Origin of the sequence: Catenuloplanes japonicus (assembly GCF_000717135.1) — a bacterium.
GTDB lineage: Bacteria > Actinomycetota > Actinomycetes > Mycobacteriales > Micromonosporaceae > Catenuloplanes > Catenuloplanes japonicus.
This window is the reverse complement of the sequence record NZ_JNXY01000014.1, coordinates 126,971-143,544: the sequence shown is the minus strand read 5'-3', so window position 1 is coordinate 143,544 and position 16,574 is coordinate 126,971. Positions and strand designations below refer to the sequence as shown.

Annotated in this window: 16 protein-coding genes; 3 read left to right on the top strand and 13 right to left on the bottom strand. The window is 72.2% G+C overall.

The window, feature by feature from the left end; translation table 11 throughout:
• Window positions 1–483: 483 nt before the first annotated feature.
• From OP04_RS20735 to OP04_RS20705, 7 genes are all read right to left on the bottom strand, one after another.
• Entirely contained in the window at window positions 484–1,059 is a 576-nt protein-coding gene (locus tag OP04_RS20735) for a hypothetical protein (protein WP_051798424.1), read from the bottom strand.
• A 43-nt stretch (window positions 1,060–1,102) separates the two neighbouring features.
• On the bottom strand, window positions 1,103–2,356 hold the full coding sequence (locus OP04_RS20730) for an ABC transporter substrate-binding protein (RefSeq protein WP_033341400.1): 1,254 nt from the start codon (window positions 2,354–2,356) through the stop codon (window positions 1,103–1,105).
• Window positions 2,356–3,330, bottom strand: a complete 975-nt coding sequence (locus OP04_RS20725) for a branched-chain amino acid ABC transporter permease (RefSeq protein WP_051798421.1) — start codon at window positions 3,328–3,330, stop codon at window positions 2,356–2,358. Before OP04_RS20725 ends, OP04_RS20730 begins: the two co-directional genes overlap by 1 nt.
• The gene (locus OP04_RS20720) at window positions 3,327–4,193 is read right to left on the bottom strand and encodes a branched-chain amino acid ABC transporter permease (protein WP_033341399.1); all 867 of its coding nucleotides are present in this window, start codon (window positions 4,191–4,193) and stop codon (window positions 3,327–3,329) included. The genes OP04_RS20725 and OP04_RS20720 overlap by 4 nt, the downstream gene beginning before the upstream one ends.
• On the bottom strand, window positions 4,193–4,912 hold the full coding sequence (locus OP04_RS20715) for an ABC transporter ATP-binding protein (protein ID WP_033341398.1): 720 nt from the start codon (window positions 4,910–4,912) through the stop codon (window positions 4,193–4,195). The genes OP04_RS20720 and OP04_RS20715 overlap by 1 nt, the downstream gene beginning before the upstream one ends.
• A complete protein-coding gene (locus OP04_RS20710; RefSeq protein WP_232323668.1) occupies window positions 4,909–5,697 on the bottom strand; it encodes an ABC transporter ATP-binding protein in 789 nt (262 codons plus the stop codon). Before OP04_RS20710 ends, OP04_RS20715 begins: the two co-directional genes overlap by 4 nt.
• Window positions 5,698–6,271: 574 nt before the next feature.
• Window positions 6,272–6,859, bottom strand: a complete 588-nt coding sequence (locus OP04_RS20705) for a TetR/AcrR family transcriptional regulator (RefSeq protein ID WP_033341397.1) — start codon at window positions 6,857–6,859, stop codon at window positions 6,272–6,274.
• Between the two features lie 340 nt (window positions 6,860–7,199).
• On the opposite strand from OP04_RS20705, the gene OP04_RS20700 reads away from it, so the two are divergent.
• Window positions 7,200–7,979, top strand: a complete 780-nt coding sequence (locus OP04_RS20700) for a class I SAM-dependent methyltransferase (protein WP_033341396.1) — start codon at window positions 7,200–7,202, stop codon at window positions 7,977–7,979.
• A gap of 132 nt (window positions 7,980–8,111) precedes the next feature.
• Here OP04_RS20700 and OP04_RS20695 read toward each other — a convergent pair whose 3' ends face one another.
• The 4 genes from OP04_RS20695 to OP04_RS20680 all read right to left on the bottom strand — a co-directional run bounded on the left by OP04_RS20695 (window position 8,112) and on the right by OP04_RS20680 (window position 11,983).
• The gene (locus OP04_RS20695; RefSeq protein WP_033341395.1) at window positions 8,112–9,188 is read right to left on the bottom strand and encodes an acyl-CoA dehydrogenase family protein; all 1,077 of its coding nucleotides are present in this window, start codon (window positions 9,186–9,188) and stop codon (window positions 8,112–8,114) included.
• Complete coding sequence (locus OP04_RS20690) at window positions 9,185–10,345, bottom strand: acyl-CoA dehydrogenase family protein (protein WP_033341436.1); 1,161 nt, start codon at window positions 10,343–10,345, stop codon at window positions 9,185–9,187. The genes OP04_RS20695 and OP04_RS20690 overlap by 4 nt, the downstream gene beginning before the upstream one ends.
• Window positions 10,338–11,096, bottom strand: coding sequence for a 3-oxoacyl-ACP reductase FabG (gene fabG, locus OP04_RS20685; protein WP_033341394.1), 759 nt, complete (start codon window positions 11,094–11,096; stop codon window positions 10,338–10,340). The genes OP04_RS20690 and fabG overlap by 8 nt, the downstream gene beginning before the upstream one ends.
• A gap of 167 nt (window positions 11,097–11,263) precedes the next feature.
• Window positions 11,264–11,983, bottom strand: a complete 720-nt coding sequence (locus tag OP04_RS20680) for a phosphatase PAP2 family protein (protein ID WP_033341393.1) — start codon at window positions 11,981–11,983, stop codon at window positions 11,264–11,266.
• A gap of 89 nt (window positions 11,984–12,072) precedes the next feature.
• Between OP04_RS20680 and soxR the strand changes: the two genes are divergently transcribed.
• Both soxR and OP04_RS49850 read left to right on the top strand, forming a co-directional pair.
• Window positions 12,073–12,618: a redox-sensitive transcriptional activator SoxR gene (gene soxR / locus OP04_RS20675; RefSeq protein WP_051798419.1), complete on the top strand. Its 546-nt coding sequence runs from the start codon at window positions 12,073–12,075 to the stop codon at window positions 12,616–12,618.
• Between the two features lie 353 nt (window positions 12,619–12,971).
• Window positions 12,972–15,230, top strand: coding sequence for an ABC transporter substrate-binding protein (locus OP04_RS49850; RefSeq protein WP_085066618.1), 2,259 nt, complete (start codon window positions 12,972–12,974; stop codon window positions 15,228–15,230).
• A gap of 1 nt (window position 15,231) precedes the next feature.
• Here OP04_RS49850 and OP04_RS20665 read toward each other — a convergent pair whose 3' ends face one another.
• The gene (locus tag OP04_RS20665; protein ID WP_063746648.1) at window positions 15,232–15,999 is read right to left on the bottom strand and encodes a phosphatase PAP2 family protein; all 768 of its coding nucleotides are present in this window, start codon (window positions 15,997–15,999) and stop codon (window positions 15,232–15,234) included.
• A gap of 9 nt (window positions 16,000–16,008) precedes the next feature.
• Window positions 16,009–16,440 (bottom strand): GNAT family N-acetyltransferase, encoded by a 432-nt coding sequence (locus OP04_RS20660; protein ID WP_033341392.1) that lies wholly within the window; start codon window positions 16,438–16,440, stop codon window positions 16,009–16,011.
• Window positions 16,441–16,574: the final 134 nt, after the last annotated feature.

Here is a 16,574-nt window from a genome sequence, read left to right as displayed (position 1 = left end):
GCACCTTCGGGTGACACCTCGCGGGCGTGAAAATGGAGTTTGTGGTTGTGGACAACGTGCCGCCGGATCCTTCGGCCTTGGTCCGCGGCGGTGCCGATTCTCCGGTCAGCTTCCGGCATCAGAGCGAGGATGAGACGGGCCTCCAGGCCGCCATCTCACGAAATTTCGGGCACGGAGGACCCGCTTGATCACGGCGGGTCCGCACCTCGACGCCGAAAGGTCGGTAATGCGCAAGCAGCCACAGAGGTGACAGCCTGGCTGCCCCGTTGCCATCGACCCGCCCGCAGGGGTGCAGAGCATCGGCAGGGCCGCCACCAACGCAACCGGTAGCAGCAACGTGACGCAAGCCTGACGCTGACCGGCACCGGGCCGCGATCCGTCACCCTCAACACCGGACCAGCCACGGACCCGCAGCCGAGCAGCGAGAAGCGGCCGCCCAGACGTGAGCACCGCGCTACCGCCGCGCGACAGACCAAAGCTCCCTCAGGGACCGATCCTCACCCACGGATTGCAGCGGCTACTGCCGAACGTGGCATCTGACGGTTCAACCCTCACCGTAGGCGTCCCCTTCGCGATCCCGTTGTCGAGAATGCTCTCCGCGGCCCCGTCCGCCGAACTCGACCGCTGCCAGTAACAAGCGGCCGTATTACCGGACGACTGATACGTCCCCGCCACGAAATCCGCACCCACGAGGAACACCCCGTCCCCCGGCAGCCTGGTCCGCGTCGACACCGCCTGCAGCGCCGAATCGAACACCCGCTTCCACCGGCTGCACCCATTGGTACGGAACACCCGGTCGGACGGCCGCACATAGACGATGCGCGGACCGCTGCCGATGTCGTTCGCGATGATGCTGCCCGGCTTGCCGCTCGCGTCACGCGCCCGGTGCCAATAGCACGCCGTCTTCCCGGTCGCCCGATAGACACCCGGCTGGATGTCCCGTCCCACGCGATAAACGCCGACTCCCGGGAACCCCCCGGGCGCGGCCACGGCCGGCGTGGCCGTCACCAGGATCGACAGGGCTGCCAGGAGCGCCACACAGCGGTGGAATAGCGCCATGACCTGCAGATTCTAGGCGACGGCCACGCCGGACCGGACCGGTTCAGGCGGACGGGATCCCGTTGCTCGGCGGCGCCGGCGGGGCAACCGCGTACTCGGTGACCGGCCCTTTCTCGGAGTCGGTCTCGTAGGTCGGCCCGAAGTAGTCCTGTACCGTCCCGGTCACCTTGGTCATCCGCAGCCCGCCGTACCCGGAGTGGTCATCAGCGGAGAAGCGCAGCGGCCCGAGTCCCGGCCCGGTGAATCCGCCTTTCTCGACCGCCGACAGCAGGGACGAGCGGGTCAGATCCTTGCCGGCCGCCTGGAGCACCTGCACGAACAGGTATCCCACGGACATCCCGTAGATGGTGTTCCCGTCGAACGGCGCACCCGCGTTGTACTCCGTATTGATCTTCTGGAAGAGCTGGATCCACGGGTCGCCGGTGGCCGCCGCGGCCGGCAGATAGTTCGCCCCGAGCAGCCCCTCCAGCAGCCCCTTCGCGTCCCCGAGCTGCTTGGCGAGCGTGTTGTAGTCGCCACCCACGTTCGAGACCAGCCACTGCGGCTTGAAGCCCTGCCGGGCGGCCGCGCCGATGGTGAGCGCGGTGAAGCCCGGAACGGTCGCCAGCACGATGACCTCGCAGCCGCCGGCCTTGAACGCGTCGACCTGCGGCGCGACGTTGGTGACGCTGGTCGTGTAGGTCTGCTTGACGGCCACGCCGGAGTCCCCGAGCACCCCGGTCACCCCGGCCAGGCTGTCACGCCCGAAGTCGTCGTCCTGCCCGAGGAAGCAGAGCTTCTTCCCCGCGAAGTTCTTCTGCGCGTACGTCGCGAGGATCTTGCCCTCGACCGTGTAGTCCGGGTTGAAGCCGAACGTCCCCGGATACTTCGCCGGTTGGTCCCAGCTGCGGCTGCCCGACGCGACGAACAGGTCCGGCACACGCTGACTGTTGAGGAAGTCGAGCACGCCGGTGTGCGTAGGCGTCCCGAGCCCGTTCAGGATCGCGAAGACCTTGTCCTGCAACACCAGCTCGCGTACCACCTGCTGGGTGTTGGCGGGGTTGTAGCCGTCGTCCTTGACCTTGAGCGTGATCTTGCGCCCGTTGATGCCACCGGCCGCGTTGACGAAGTCGAAGTAGGCCTTGGTGGCGGGCGCGATCTGGGAGTACCCGGCGGAGGCCGGGCCGGTGAGCGGCATGTGCGTGCCGACGACGATCTCGGTGTCGGAGACGCCCGGCACCGAGGCGCCGGACCCGGAGCCGGAGTTGCAGCCGGCGATCGCCAGGAGCAGGGCGAGCGGCAGGACGAGCTTGCGCATTATCGGCCTCGTTTCGCAGTAAGAGCGGAGGAGATGAGCCCTTGGATCCCGCCCGGCGCCGCCAGCATCACCACGACGAGCGTGATGCCGAAGACGGCGAGCGGCAGATTTCCCTCGAGCCGCTGCGCCAGCGCGGGCGACAGCGGCACCACCTCGGTGACCCGGGCGGTCAGGTCCGGCAGCGCGACCAGCAGGAACGCGCCCCAGACCGCGCCGGCCAGGCTGCCGAGCCCGCCGACCACGATCGCCATCACCAGGAACAGCGACAGCGTCAGCGAGAACGCGCCCGGGGACACGCTCAGCGCGAGCACGGCGAGCACGCCGCCGCCGAGCCCGGCCCCGGCCGCGCTGACCACGAACGCCAGGACCTGGGTGCGGGCGACGTGGATGCCGGAGAGTTGCGCCGCGATCTCGTCGTCGCGGACCGCGCGGAACGCCCGGCCGTACCGGCTGGCGGCCAGGTTGCCGAGCAACAGCATGGTGAGCAGCGCCGCGGTCAGCGCGATCCAGGCCTGCCAGCGCTCGAACGGGAAGTCGTAGCCGAACGGCGGCGGCGCCAGGTAGAACGTGAGGCCCTGGTCGCCGCCGAGCACGTCGTGGAACATGGTGGCGATGCCGGGCACGACCACCGCGACCGCGAGCGTGACGCCGGCCAGGTAGGGCCCGCGCAGCCGGGCCGCCGCGACGCCGATGACCGCGCCCGCCAGGACCGTCACCAAAACCCCCGCGACCAGCGACAACGGCAGATTCTCGAAAGCCGACTGCATGAGCGCCACGGTGTACGCCCCGGTGGCCATCAGCGCCCCGTGGCCGAGTGACAGCTGCCCGCACTGTCCGGTGAGGACGGTCAGCCCCGCGGTCGCGCACAGATAGGCCGCGACCGTGGCGAGCTGATAGTTCTGAAAGGACGGCAGCAGACAGGTGAGGCCGAAGAGCGCCACACCGAACCCGATCGTCCAGAGATATCGCTTCATATCCGCCTCGCAGCCCGCGCCGCGAACAGACCGTCCGGGCGGATCAGCAGCACCGCCAGCAGCAGCACGATGATCGCCAGCGGCGTGACCTGGTCCCCGAGATAGCCGCCGACGAACGACAGCACCAGCCCGACCGCGAGCCCGCCGATCACCGCGCCGAGCGGACTGTCCAGCCCGCCCACCACGGCCGCGGTGAACGCGACCACGAACGAGCGGTCCATCGCGTTCGGATGCAGGCCGAACTCGGTCGGGATGATCAGCATCCCGGCCAGCGCGCCGACGCCGGCCGCCAGCACCCAGCCGAGCAGCAGCATGCCGCCCACGTTCACCCCCAGCAGCCGGGACACCTCCGGTGCGAACGCGGACGCGCGCAACCGCAGCCCCGCCTTCGTGCGCGTGAACAGCACCGCCAGCGCACCCACGGTGACCGCGACGGACAGGAAGACGAAGATGTCGTACGGCGAGAGCCCGGCGAACCCGGCCGTCCGGTCGAACGCGGGCGGTGCCGGCCTGAACTCGTTGCCGTAGACGATGCCCAGCACCGCCGTGATCAGCAGGACCAGCCCGAGCGCCACGATCACCGCGTTCAACGGCCGATCGTGGCCGACGTGCCGCATGACCAGCCGTTCCACCAGCCAGCCCAGCGCCAGGCCCGCGGCCAGCGCGGCCAGGAAGCCGAGCCAGAACGAGCCGGTCGCGGCCGTGACGCTGTGCCCGGCGTAGGCAGCCGCGACCGCCATCGCCCCCTGCGCGAAGTTGACGATCCGGGCGCCGCGCCAGATGAGCACCAGCGCGAGCGCCATCGCGGCGTAGACCGCGCCCCGGGACAGCCCGTCCACGGTAAGGAAAACGATTCGGTCCATCAGAACCCCAGGTAGGCGTGCCGGAGGGCGTCGTCGTCCCGCAGCAGCGCGGCGTCCGCCTCGCGCACCACACGGCCCAGCGACATGACCACGCCCCGGTCCGCGACCGAGAGCGCGCTGCGCACGTTCTGCTCCACGAGCAGCACGGCCAGGCCGGTGTCGTCGCGCAGCCGGGCCAGCAGGCCCATCAGCTGCGCGGTGACCCGCGGCGCGAGACCGAGCGACGGCTCGTCGAGCAGCAGCAGGCGGGGGCGGCCGACCAGCGCGCGGCCGATCGCCAGCATCTGCCGCTCGCCGCCGGAGAGCTGATGCCCGGCGTGGCCGCGGCGGCGCGCGAGCGGCTCGAACAGCGTGTAGACCTCGGCCAGCGCCCGCCGCGCGTCCCGCCGGTCGGTGCGGAACAGGCCGCCCAGCCGCAGGTTCTCGTCCACGGTCAGCTCCGCGACCACGCCGCGGCCCTCCGGCACGTGCGCCATGCCGCGGCGCACCCGGTGTTCGACCGGCACCCGGGCCAGGTCCTCCTCCGCCAGCCGCACCGCGCCGGACGTGGGCCGGAGCAGGCCGGAGACGGTGCGCAGCAGCGTGGTCTTGCCGGCGCCGTTCGCGCCGAGGACGGCCACGATGGTGCGCGGCGGCACGCTCAGCGTGATCTCGTGCAGGACGGGCGCGGCGCCGTACCCCGCGGTGATGGTCTGGATCTCCAGCAGCGGCGCGGTCACCGGGTCACGTCCCCGGCCACCGGTCGGGAGTCCGGAATCGCGTCCGTGCCCAGGTAGGCGGCCGCGACCGCAGGATCGCCGCGCACCTGGTCGGGCGTGCCGGTGGCGACGACGCGCCCGAAGTCGAGCACCACGATCTCGTCGCAGACGGACATCACCAGGTCCATGTGGTGCTCGACCAGCAGCACGGCCGTGCCCGCGGTCTCCGGCAGCTCCCGGATCAGCACGGCCAGCTCGTCGATCTCGTCCGCGCCCAGCCCGCCGGCCGGCTCGTCGAGCAGCAGCAGCCGGGGCCGGGCCGCGAGCGCGCGGGCCAGCCCCGCCTTCTTCTGGATCGCGTAGGGCAGCGTGGCCGGCAGCGCGTCCGCGTGCTTCCCGATGCCCAGCGCGTCCAGCTGCCGCACCGCGTCCTCCCGCAACCGCGCTTCCTCCCTTGTGGAGCGCGGCAGCGCGAGCAGCGCGGAGACGAAGCCGGCACGGGCCGAGGCGGTGGCGCCGGCCATCACGTTCTCCACGAGCGTGAGCCCGGCGAAGAGCCCGACGCCCTGCAGCGTGCGCGCGATCCCCCGCCGCGCGAGCCGGTGCGGTTTCGGGCGCAGCGGCGCGCCGTCCAGCGTGAGCGTGCCGGTGTGCGGCGCCACGAACCCGCAGATGACGTTGAAGACCGTGGTCTTGCCGGCCCCGTTCGGCCCGATCACGCCGACGATCCGCCGCGGCGGCACGGTCAGCGAGACGTCCTCGAGCGCGATCAGCCCGCCGAACCGCACGCCGATCCCACGCAGCATGAGGCCTTGGCCGGGTTTGTCGTTTGGTGCGTCGTGCGGTGGTGCTCCCATGGTCACCTCGCCCATCACCCGGCGGCGGCGCGGTTGCCCCGTCTCAGGTAATTACACTGGGAGTGTATATTCAAGAAACGCCACGTCAATACCCAGGACACAACGGCGAATCATCAATATATTCCCATTTCCGCCCCTGTTGTAGTGGCCGCCCACCACCCCAGAAACCAAGCAACAACCCCAAACCAGGATCTTCCCGCTTCCGGCATGGTCCGGCCCGCATGCTCCCGCGGGCAAACCTCGCTGCGAGCAAAGACTCCGCCGGCGCTCCGCTTTGCCCTTCGCATCGGAGCCGGTTCCGCCGCTGGTCACGGAAGACCCTCGCCGGTCCCGTTCTCCGCTCCCGTCACGTCCGTCCCCACGGTGGTCACACCCGCTCAGAGCAGCCTAGGAGGCTGGGTTGATAGCTGCGCGGGCGACGGCTCGACGCGACCTTGCGCGCGCGGCGTCAGCGCAAAGCCGACGCGCGCGTCAGCGCAGGGCTGGGGCGCGAGACGTCAGCGCAAAGCCGACGCGCGCGGCGTCAGCGCAGGGCCGGGGCGAGGACCGAGGTGACCATGTGGAGGACGTCGTCGCCGCCCGGGGGTGTGTCGCGGCTGCCGGCGAAGATCATGTGGCTGGAGCCGATCATGGTCAGGGCCAGCATCTGCGGGTCCGCGTCCGCGGCCAGGCGGCCGGCGTCGCGCTCCAGCACGAGGTAGTCCGACACCATCGCGGACAGGTTGGACAGCAGCGGCACGCCGCCGGGGTACTCCGCCCGCAATCGCGCCCGGAGGTCGTCCCGGAAGATCATCAGGCCGATCAGCGCGACCGCCACGGAGCCGAACAGCTCGGTCAGCGCGTCCGTGAGGTTGCCGGCCACGGTGCCGGTCCCAGCCGCGTCGCGCAGCGCGGTGGCGGTGCCGGACAACCGCGCGATGCGGTCGCGGATCAGCGCGGCCAGGAACGCGTCGAAGTCCGTGAAGTGCCGGTGCAGCACGCCCTTGGCCACGCCCGCCTCCGTGGTGACGGCGCGGCTGGTCAGCCCCTGCGCGCCGTCGCGGAGCAGCACCCTCTCGGCCGCGCCGAACAGGTGCTCGCGGACGTCGCGAATCGCCACCCCTGTCGGCACCCGCACTCCTCACCGTTGAGCCGCCCGCCGACGTGCGGCCCTGCGCGGCGATCAGGGCGTCATCGACGTCGTTCTGACGACAGGAGTGATGCCTGGATCCCACAGCGGGCGCAATGGCGGAACAGGACGAGATTACCGGCCGGCCGTGCGCAGACCGAGCGCGGCACGGTCGAGTGCGCGGCACAGGGCGGCATGGTGAACGCGGCACGGTCGAGTGCGCGGCACAGGGCGGCATCGCGAGCGCAACGCGGTCGAGTGCACGACGCAGGGCGGCATCGCGAACGCGACGCGACGTACGTGGGGGGTCGCGGAGTGGGCATGCGCCCACTAGAGTGGGCGCATGCCCACTAACAAGCGATCGCACGAGCACCGCGAGGCCGCCGAGTCGTTCGGCGTGGATGCGGAGCGCTACGACCGGACTCGGCCGCGCTATCCGGCCGAGATGATCACGGCAATCCTTGAGGCCACCGACGGCCGGGACGTGCTCGATGTCGGATGCGGCACCGGCATCTCGTCCCGCCCGTTCGCGGAGGCGGGCTGCAGGGTGCTGGGCGTGGAGCCGGACCCGAGGATGGCCGCGGTCGCCCGGCGGCACGGCATCGAGGTCGAGGAGTCGGCGTTCGAGGTGTGGGATGCCCGGGAGCGCACGTTCGACCTGGTCGTTGCCGGGCAGACCTGGCACTGGGTGGATCCGGTCGCCGGCGCGCACCGGGCCGCGGACGTGCTGCGACCGCACGGGCGGATCGCACTGTTCTGGAACGCGATGGAGCCGGAGCCTGCGATTGCGGCTGCGTTCGCGCAGGTCACAGCTCGACTACTGCCGGAGGCGCCGGCGGCGTCCAGCGTGGCCGGGGCCTACGACGCGATGAGTGGGGCGGCGGCTGAAGGGCTGCGGACGACCGGGCGGTTCGACGAGCCAGAGATCTGGCGGTACGGGTGGGAGCGCCGCTACACGCGCGATGAGTGGCTGGATCAGTTGCCTACGTTCGGGTTCCATACGCGGCTGCCGCCGGAACGGCTGGGTCCGATCCTGGACGCCAATGGCGCGGTGATCGACGAGGCCGGCGGGGTGTTCAGGATGTGCTTCACTGCCGTCGCCGTCACCGCGAATCGTCGCTGACCTGATCGCCGGGGTGGGGTCTCGCAGATTCACGGGAGGCAGTACGCGTCCGCGATGCCCGCCACCCCGGCATGGCACGACCAGGCAGGTCGCGGGTCGTTTCATGCCCGCGAGGCGTCGGCCGCAGGAGGGTCAGGAGGGCTCGGTCAGTGCCGCGGCGTCGAGGGTCAGCAGCGTGGCCAGGGCGTGGCGGTGTGCGGGGGCGGTGCCGAGTGCGATCGATGTGGTCTTGGCGCGCTTGAGGTAGAGGTGGGCTGGATGTTCCCAGGTGAAGCCGATGCCGCCGTGCAGCTGGACGCACTCCTCGGCCGCCCGCACGGCCGCCGGACCGCAGTGGGACTGGGCCAGTGCGGCGGCGAGGCGCTGTTCCGTACCCCCGAGGTCGTCGTCCGGTCCTGAGACTGCGCCGGCGGCGTAGCGGGCCACGGCCCGGGACTGCGTGACCGAGACCCAGACGTCGGCCAGGCGGTGTTTGACGGCCTGGAACGACCCGATCGGGCGGCCGAACTGCAGCCGTGTCTTCGCGTAGTCCACGGTGGTGTCGAGGCACCACTCGGCGACGCCGAGTTGCTCGGATGCCAGCAGCGCGGACCCGGCCGTGAACGCGGCCGCAACGGCACGATCCGCCGGCCCGATCGGCCGCCCCGGCGCACCGTCGAAGGTCAGGTCCACCAGTGGCCTGGTCACGTCCAGTGATACCACCGGAACGCGCACCACGCCCGGCCCGTCCGCGGCGACCTCCCACAGCCCGCCGTCGGACGCGGGGACCAGCAGGGTGTCCGCCACCATCGCGTCCGCCACGGACTGCACCCGGCCGGTCAGCGCGCCGTCCACGACGGACACCGGCGGGAGTGGTCCCGCGAACGGCACGGCCAGTGCGGCGCATGCGGAACCGTCCGCGATCCGGGTCAGGATCTGGGTGTCGCCGGTGACGCGCAGCGCGACCGTGGCCATGACGGCGCAACCGAGGTAGGGCACCGGGGCCAGGAAGCGGCCCAGCTCCTCCATGACCAGCGCGGCCTCGCGCAGCGTGGCGCCGGCGCCGCCCAGCTTCTCGGGGATGATCAGGCCGGTCACGCCCAGCTCGGCGGTGAGCAGGCGCCAGACGTCCGGGTCGAAGCCGTCGTCCGGCGACCAGGAGCGGGACCGGAGCAGGGCGCGCAGCGAGTCCCGCAGTGATTCCTCGTCGGCGCTGTAGAGCAGGTTCATCGGGGCAGCTCCCGCCACGGGACGGTGGTGTCGGTACGTGGCTCCGCCGGCAGGCCGAGCACGCGTTCGGCGATGATGTTGCGCAGGATCTCGGACGTGCCGCCCTCGATCGAGGTGCCCTTGGCGCGCAGCCACCGGTACGTCGGCGACCGGCCCTCGAAGTCGACCAGCTCGCCGCGCCGCATGGTCCAGTCGTCGTGCCGCAGGCCGTCCGCGCCGCGCAGTTCCAGCTCCAAGCCGGTGATCTTCTGGGCCAGCTCGGCGAAGGCCAGCTTGACGGCGGAACCCTCGGGGCCGGGCTCGCCGGCGGCGAGTTGCTGCCGGACGCGCTCGCCGGTGAGCCGCGCCGCCTCGGCCGCCACCCACAGGCGCATCATCTCGTCCTGGGCGGCTGCCGACCGTACCCCCGGATCGGTTTTCCAGAGGTCTGTCAGCACGCCGATCAGGCCGCCGCCGCGCGGGGTCGCGCCACCGCCGATGGAGACGCGCTCGTTCATCAGCGTGGTGCGCGCGACCGCCCAGCCCTCGCCGACGGCGCCGAGCCGCAGGTCGTCGGGGAGGAACACGTCGGTGAGGAACACCTCGTTGAACTCGGCCTCGCCGGTCAGCTGGCGCAGCGGCCGCACGTCGACGCCGGGCGCGGTCATGTCGCAGACGAAGTACGTCAGGCCGCGGTGTTTGGGCAGCTCCGGGTCGGTGCGGGCGAGCAGGATCGCCCACCGCGCGTGATGCGCCATCGAGGTCCAGACCTTCTGGCCGGTGATCCGCCAGCCGTCGCCGTCGCGGACCGCGCGCGTGGCCAGCCCGGCCAGGTCGGAGCCGGCGCCGGGCTCGCTGAACAGCTGGCACCACAGCTCCTCGCCGGTCCACAGCGGACGGAGGAACCGCTGCTTCTGCGCGTCCGTGCCGTGTCTGAGGATGGTGGGCGCGGCCATGCCGAGGCCGATGCCGATGCGGCGCGGATCGTTCGACGGCGTGCCGGCCAGCTCCTCCTCGACGATCGCCTGCTGGGAACGGGCCGCGCCGAGCCCGCCGAGGCCCTCCGGGTAGTGCACCCAGGCGAGCCCGGCGTCGAACCTCTTGCGCAGGAAGTCCGCCGAGTCGCCGGCCGGGGTGTTCTCCCGGAATGCCCGTGCCAGTGCCCGGACATCAGGCACGCGGCCCACCCGCCACGTAGATGACCTGCCCGGACACGAACCCGGCACCGTCGGAGACCAGGAACGAGATGGTGTGCGCGACGTCCTCCGGGCGGCCCACGCGACGCACCGGGATCTGCTCCGCCGCCTTCTCCTGGTAGACGTCGAACGGCACGTTGACCCGCGCGGCGGTCGCGGCGGTCATGTCCGTGACGATGAAGCCGGGCGCGACCGCGTTCGCCGTCACGCCGAACGGGCCGAGCTCGAACGCGAGCGTCTTCGTCAGGCCCTGCATGCCGGCCTTCGCGGCCGCGTAGTTGGCCTGCCCCCGGTTGCCGAGCGCGGACGTGCTGGACAGGTTGACGATCCGCCCCCACTTCGCGGCCGTCATGTGCGCCTGCGCGGCCTTGCTCATCAGGAACGCGCCGCGCAGGTGCACGCCGAGCACGGTGTCCCAGTCCGACTCCGTCATCCTGAACAGCAGGTTGTCGCGGATGACGCCCGCGTTGTTGACCAGCACCAGCGGCGGGCCCAGTTCCGCGGCGATCCGGTCCACGGCGGCGGTGACCTGCGCGGCGTCGGCGACGTCCGCGCCGACCGCGAGGGCGCGGCCGCCGCCGGCCACGATCGCGTCCGCGGTGATCTTGGCATCCGTCTCGGCCAGGTCCAGGACCGCGACCGCGAATCCGTCCGCGGCCAGGCGTGCGGCCGTGGCCGCCCCGATCCCCCGTGCCGCCCCGGTCACGATCGCCACGCGCTGCTGCTCCGCCATTCGGCCCACTCCTCCGCAGTTTGTGCACTGAAAGTGCAATATAAACCAGCGTTCAGGAGACACGCTAGTACCGCGGTAACGAACCGGAAACCGGCTCCGGAGCTTTCAAAGATCAACGACCATCACATGGTACGGCCGGGGCGCGCGACCCACCCGGCCAACGGAGCTCAGGCCTTCGCCCCTACCGCCTCGCGGAGCCGGCCGGCCCGTTCACGGCCCCAGCTCACACTCCGGTCGAGGAACGCGCGCGCCATCACCCACAGGACGATCGCGCCGTTGATGAACGAGCCGAGCACATCGGTCGGGTGGTGCATGCCGCGGTAGAGCCGGGACACCGCCACGCCGATCGGCACCGTGATCAGCAGCGCCGTCCACGCCCACCGCGCCCGCCGGTTCGTCACCCGCGACGCCAGCACCAGCCCGAGCCCGACGTAGAGCGCCAGCGCGGCGGACGTGTGCCCGGACGGGAAACTCGACGTCGGCGGCGAGGCGTCCATGTGCACCACCTCCGGCCGCGACCGGGCGATCACCAGCGTGGTCAGCACGAACACGATCGACTGCGCCCAGACGGCGCCGATCAGGAACGCGGGCTCGCGCCAGTTTCTTGAGGTGAGGTAGAGCAGCAGCGCGATCACCGCGGTCGTCCCGACGATCACCGGCGTGCTCGCCAGCGTGCTGAACACCTGCGAGACCACGTCCACGACGCCGCCGCGCTCGCGCTCCAGCTCGCGGTTGACCGTGTCCTCCACGGTCAGCGGCCAGTCGTCGTGCGCCACGCGGGTGATCAGCAGACCGATCCCGACCATGATCGCGTACAGGACGGCGAGCGGCAGCACCAACCGGGCCGCCGCCTGCCGCGTCACGGCCCAGGTTCCAGCGAGAGACATGGCGGTTTCCATACCCTGCTGCGGCTCGCCGCCAAACGCCCGCACCCAGCCCTGAACCTTCATTGAGGTCTAGGGGTAGGGTCGACGCCATGCCGAGAGCACGGACCACGTTCCACGAGATGACCGTCGGGCAGGTGGCGGAACGCAGCGGGGTCGCGGTGTCGGCGCTGCACTTCTACGAGCGCAGCGGCCTGATCCGCAGCACCCGCACGTCCAGCAACCAGCGCCGGTTCAGCCGGGACACGTTGCGCCGGGTCGCGTTCATCCGGGCGTCCCAGCACGTCGGCATCCCGCTCGCCACCATCCGCGAGGCCCTGGACCGGCTGCCCAGCGAGCGCACCCCCACCAAGGAGGACTGGGCGCGGCTCTCCGAGACCTGGCGTACCGACCTCGACGCCCGCATCACTCAGCTCCAGGCGCTGCGCGACGACCTCACCGACTGCATCGGCTGCGGCTGCCTCTCCCTCAAGTCCTGCCACCTCACCAACCCCCGCGACGTCCTGGGCCGCCAGGGCCCCGGCGCCCACCGCCTCCCCCCGGTCGCATCACCCCCCGTCACGCCCACCGCAGCCCCCTGCCAGGATCCGCTCCTCTCCACCGCAGGCGGTTGCACCCCGGCCGCCCTCGCACACTGACCCTTCGCGCACGGCAGCCCGACCGCGGCAGCGGCGACCCCCTCGAAGAGGACGGTGCTCAGGTCGACCCTGGTGGGCTTTGAGGCGCCGGGCCGTGGGGTCCGTGTGGTGTGCCGGACCACTGCGTGACCGGCTCCTCGCGACGAGCGGAGCGCCAGCGGAGCCCGACGCGAGGTTTGCCCGCGGGAGCAACGCTGCCGCACCACGCCGGAAGCGGGAAAATGAACTGGATCTTGATCTGGTTTGTCGCCTCCCTGTTGGCCCGAGTCCCGGCGGTGAGGCGCGAGTCGTGGCCATCGCGTCAGCGGGATCGGGGTCTGGGGCTGCTGGTGGTGGCCTTCTAGACTCGCGCCATGCGGCTCGGGGTCGACTTTGGTACGTCGAATACGGTCGCGGTGCTGGCGGCCGCGGACGGGAGCGAACCCGTGCTGCTGATGTTCGACGGCACGCCCTCGCTGCCGTCGGCCGTCTACTGGTCGTCGGAAGGCGCGCTGACCGGCGCGGACGCGTTGCACAGTGCGCGGCTGCGGCCGGAGCTGCTGGAGACCGCGCCCAAGGCGCGCATCGACGAGGGGACGGTGCTGCTCGGCGAGTTCGAGGTGCCGGTGACCGCGCTGATCGCGGCCGTGCTGCGCCGGGTGTGGGCCGAGGCGACGCGGGTGGCGGGCAGAGCCCCGGACACGGTGACGATGGGTTTCCCGGCAGGGTGGGGTCAGCCGCGGCAGGAGGTGCTGCGGCAAGCGGCGATCATGGCGGGGCTGCCGAGCCCGGAGCTGGTCGCTGAGCCGGTGGCCGCGGCCCGGCGACTGTGCGGCGGGAGCGCGGACCCGGACCTGCCGGTCGGCGCGCGGCTGCTGGTCTACGACTTCGGGGCGGGCACGTTCGACGCGAGCGTGGTGCGCCGCACCGACGACGGTTTCGTGGTGGAGGCCGGCGGCGGGCTGCCGGACGTGGGCGGCCTGGACGTGGACGCCGCGATCGTGACGCACCTGGGCACGCTCTACGCCGCGCGGGATCCGGAGATCTGGCGACGGCTGACCGTGCCGGAGTCGGCGGCGGACCGGCGGGCGCGGCGGCAGCTGTGGGACGACGTCCGCCGGGCGAAGGAGCTGCTCTCCCGCGCCTCCGGCACCCACCTGCACCTGCCGCTGCTGGACGTCGAGGCGCCGCTCGGCCGCGACACGCTGGACGCGCTGGCCGCGCCGCTGGTGGAACGCACGGTGGAGACCGTCGCCGCGCTGGTACGCGAGCGGGACCTGACCGGGATCCACCTGGTCGGCGGCTCGAGCCGGCTGCCGCTGGTCGCGGCGTTGCTGCACCGGCGGCTCGGCACGGCCCCGCAGGTGAGCGAGCAGCCGGAGCTGATCGTGGCGCAGGGGTGCGCGCTGCCCGAGCCCGGCGCCGGCCCGCCGGTCCCGCCCGGCACGCTCCCGCCCCGGCCTGCGGTGGCCCCGCGCCCGCGCGCCCGGTGGAACGTGGTGGGCGGCCTGGTCGTGGTGGCCGCCTCCGTGCTGGCCGTGCTCGGCGCCACCGCGCCGTGGCAACGGCAGAACCCGGTGGCCGCGAACTGCACCGCGAAGATCGCGTTCTTCGGCAACACGTCGGAGTCGCTGACCGCGCTCGCGGAGCCGATGCGGCAGGCCACCGTGCTCGCGGTCGGCGAGCACAACCGGGCCGGCGCCGGTTGCCGGGTGGAGCTGGCCGAGTTCGACAGCGGCGACCAGGCCTCGAACTCCGCGGTCGTGGCCCGGCAGGTGGCCGCCGACCCGCGGATCCTGGGCGTGGTCGGCCCGCTCTTCACCACCGACACCCTCGCCGCCGGCGACGCGCTGGACGCGGCCGGGCTGCCGTTCGTCTCCCCGTCCGCGGCCACCTCGACGCTGCGCACGCGGGGCTGGAAGGGCCGGTTCCAGCTGGCCGCGGACGAGGTGATGCAGGCGCGGGCCGGCGTGACCTATCTGCGCAGCGAGATGCCGCAGGGCAGCCTGTTCATCGTCGCGGAGGACGACGACTACGGGCGGAGCACGCTCGCGGCCGTGAAGGCCGTCACCGGCCTGACCATCGCCGGTGAGCGCCTGATCGCCAACGACGAGACCGACCTCTCCGCCGAGGTCGACGCCGTCATCGCGTCCGGGGCGGACGCGGTCTTCTTCGGCGGCTACTACCCCGCCGGTGGTGTGCTGATCCGGCAGCTGCGCACGGCCGGGTTCACCGGCCGGTTCGTCGGCACGGACGGGCTGCTCGGCGACGAGTTCGCGGCCGGGGCCGGCAGTGCGGGCGCGCCCGCGATCGTCACCGGCCCCCGGATCCCGTCCGGCGAGGCGACCGGTGGTTTCCCGGACCGGTACCGGCAGGCGTACGGCGTGGTGCCGGACGGCTACGAGGCGTACGCCTACGACGCCGCGAACATCCTGCTCAGCGGCATCGCGGCCGGTGCGGACTCCCGCGCGGAGCTGCTGCGGCACGTGGCGGAGTCCGAGCACGGGAGCGTGCTGATCGCCCGCTACACGTTCGCGGCGGACGGCGCGCCCGACCCGGCCGACATCCGGGTGGCCCGGTACGCGCTGGACGGCGGCGAGCTGCGCTACCAGGGCACGGCCAGGATCGAGTGAGTCAGGCCTCGCGCACACCCTCGGTGATCGGCGCGCGTACCGAGCCGCGCCAGGTCTCGAACGCGGCCGTCGTGGCCGCGACCACCGCGATCCCGATGATCCAGCCGCCCAGCACGTCGCTCATCCAGTGCACGCCCAGCGCGATGCGGCTCAGCCCGGTGCCGACCGCGACCGCGAGCGCCAGCGCCCACATCACCGCGCGGACCGTCCGCCGGTACGGCAGCCGGTCCGTCAGCGGCAGCAGCATGAGCAGCAGCACCGCGGACGCGACCGCGGCGGTCATCGAGTGCCCGGACGGGAACGAGTAGCCCGGCGCCGACGACACCGGGTCCAGGAAGTCCGGCCGGTCGCGCCCGAACAGCAGCTTCAGCAGGAAGCCGAGCAGCCCGCCGGCCGCGATCGTGGTGACCGCCCAGAGCGCCACCCGGTGCGCGCCGCGCAGCCAGAGCAGCGCCGCGCCGACGACCACCGCGATGCGCAGCGGCCCCGGCCCGAACGTGTCCGTCCAGGTCTGCACCGCATCCACCCAGCCCGGACGGCTCACCGCGAACGTGTGCAACGCGTCCGCGAGGCTCTCGTCCACGCTGCGCAGCGGCCACCACGCGGAGATCACCAGCATGGCGATCACGGAGAACGGGATCAGGATCAGCGCGGCCGCGGACGCCGCCAGCGTGAGCCGGAGCCCGAGCGAGCTCTCCGGGTCGAGCCGGCGTGCCCACCAGGTCCGAGGTGTCCGAGGTGTCCGACGTGCTTCGGTGAGGAGACGCATCCACCTCTCTTACCCGGACTGCCTGGGAAGAATCTGCCAGTCCAGCAGCACCTGGGCCTCCGGCGCCGACGCGCCCGCGGACCGGTAGGTACGCAGCGCGGCCTCGTTGTCGTCGTCCGTCAGCACCCACATGCCGTAGCAGCCGTGCTCCCGCGCCCGATCGGCCAGCGCCGCCGTCAGCGCGGTCCCGATCCCGCGCCGCCGGAACTCGTCCTCCACGCCCAGCTCGTAGAGGAACATCTCGGTCCCCTTGTCCGGATGCGTCATCTCCACCCCGGAGACGAACCCGGCCGGCCGCCCCTCCACGTATGCCACACACAGGTGGTGCCCCGCCCGGCCAAGAAACGCCCGCGCCCCGTCCGCACCCACCTCGTCGTCGAACAGCCCCGACGCCGCCACCAGCAGACCTTCGTCCCCCGGCCCCATCCACCTCAACTCCACCCCGCCAGTATTCACCCCTCCCGGCCCAGATCAACTTCAAGATCCAGTTCCTCTTCCCGCTTCCGGCGTCGTGCGGCATCACTACTCCCGCAGGCGCGTGAGCCTGCCCCGGGGACGACCCCGGACCCCGATCC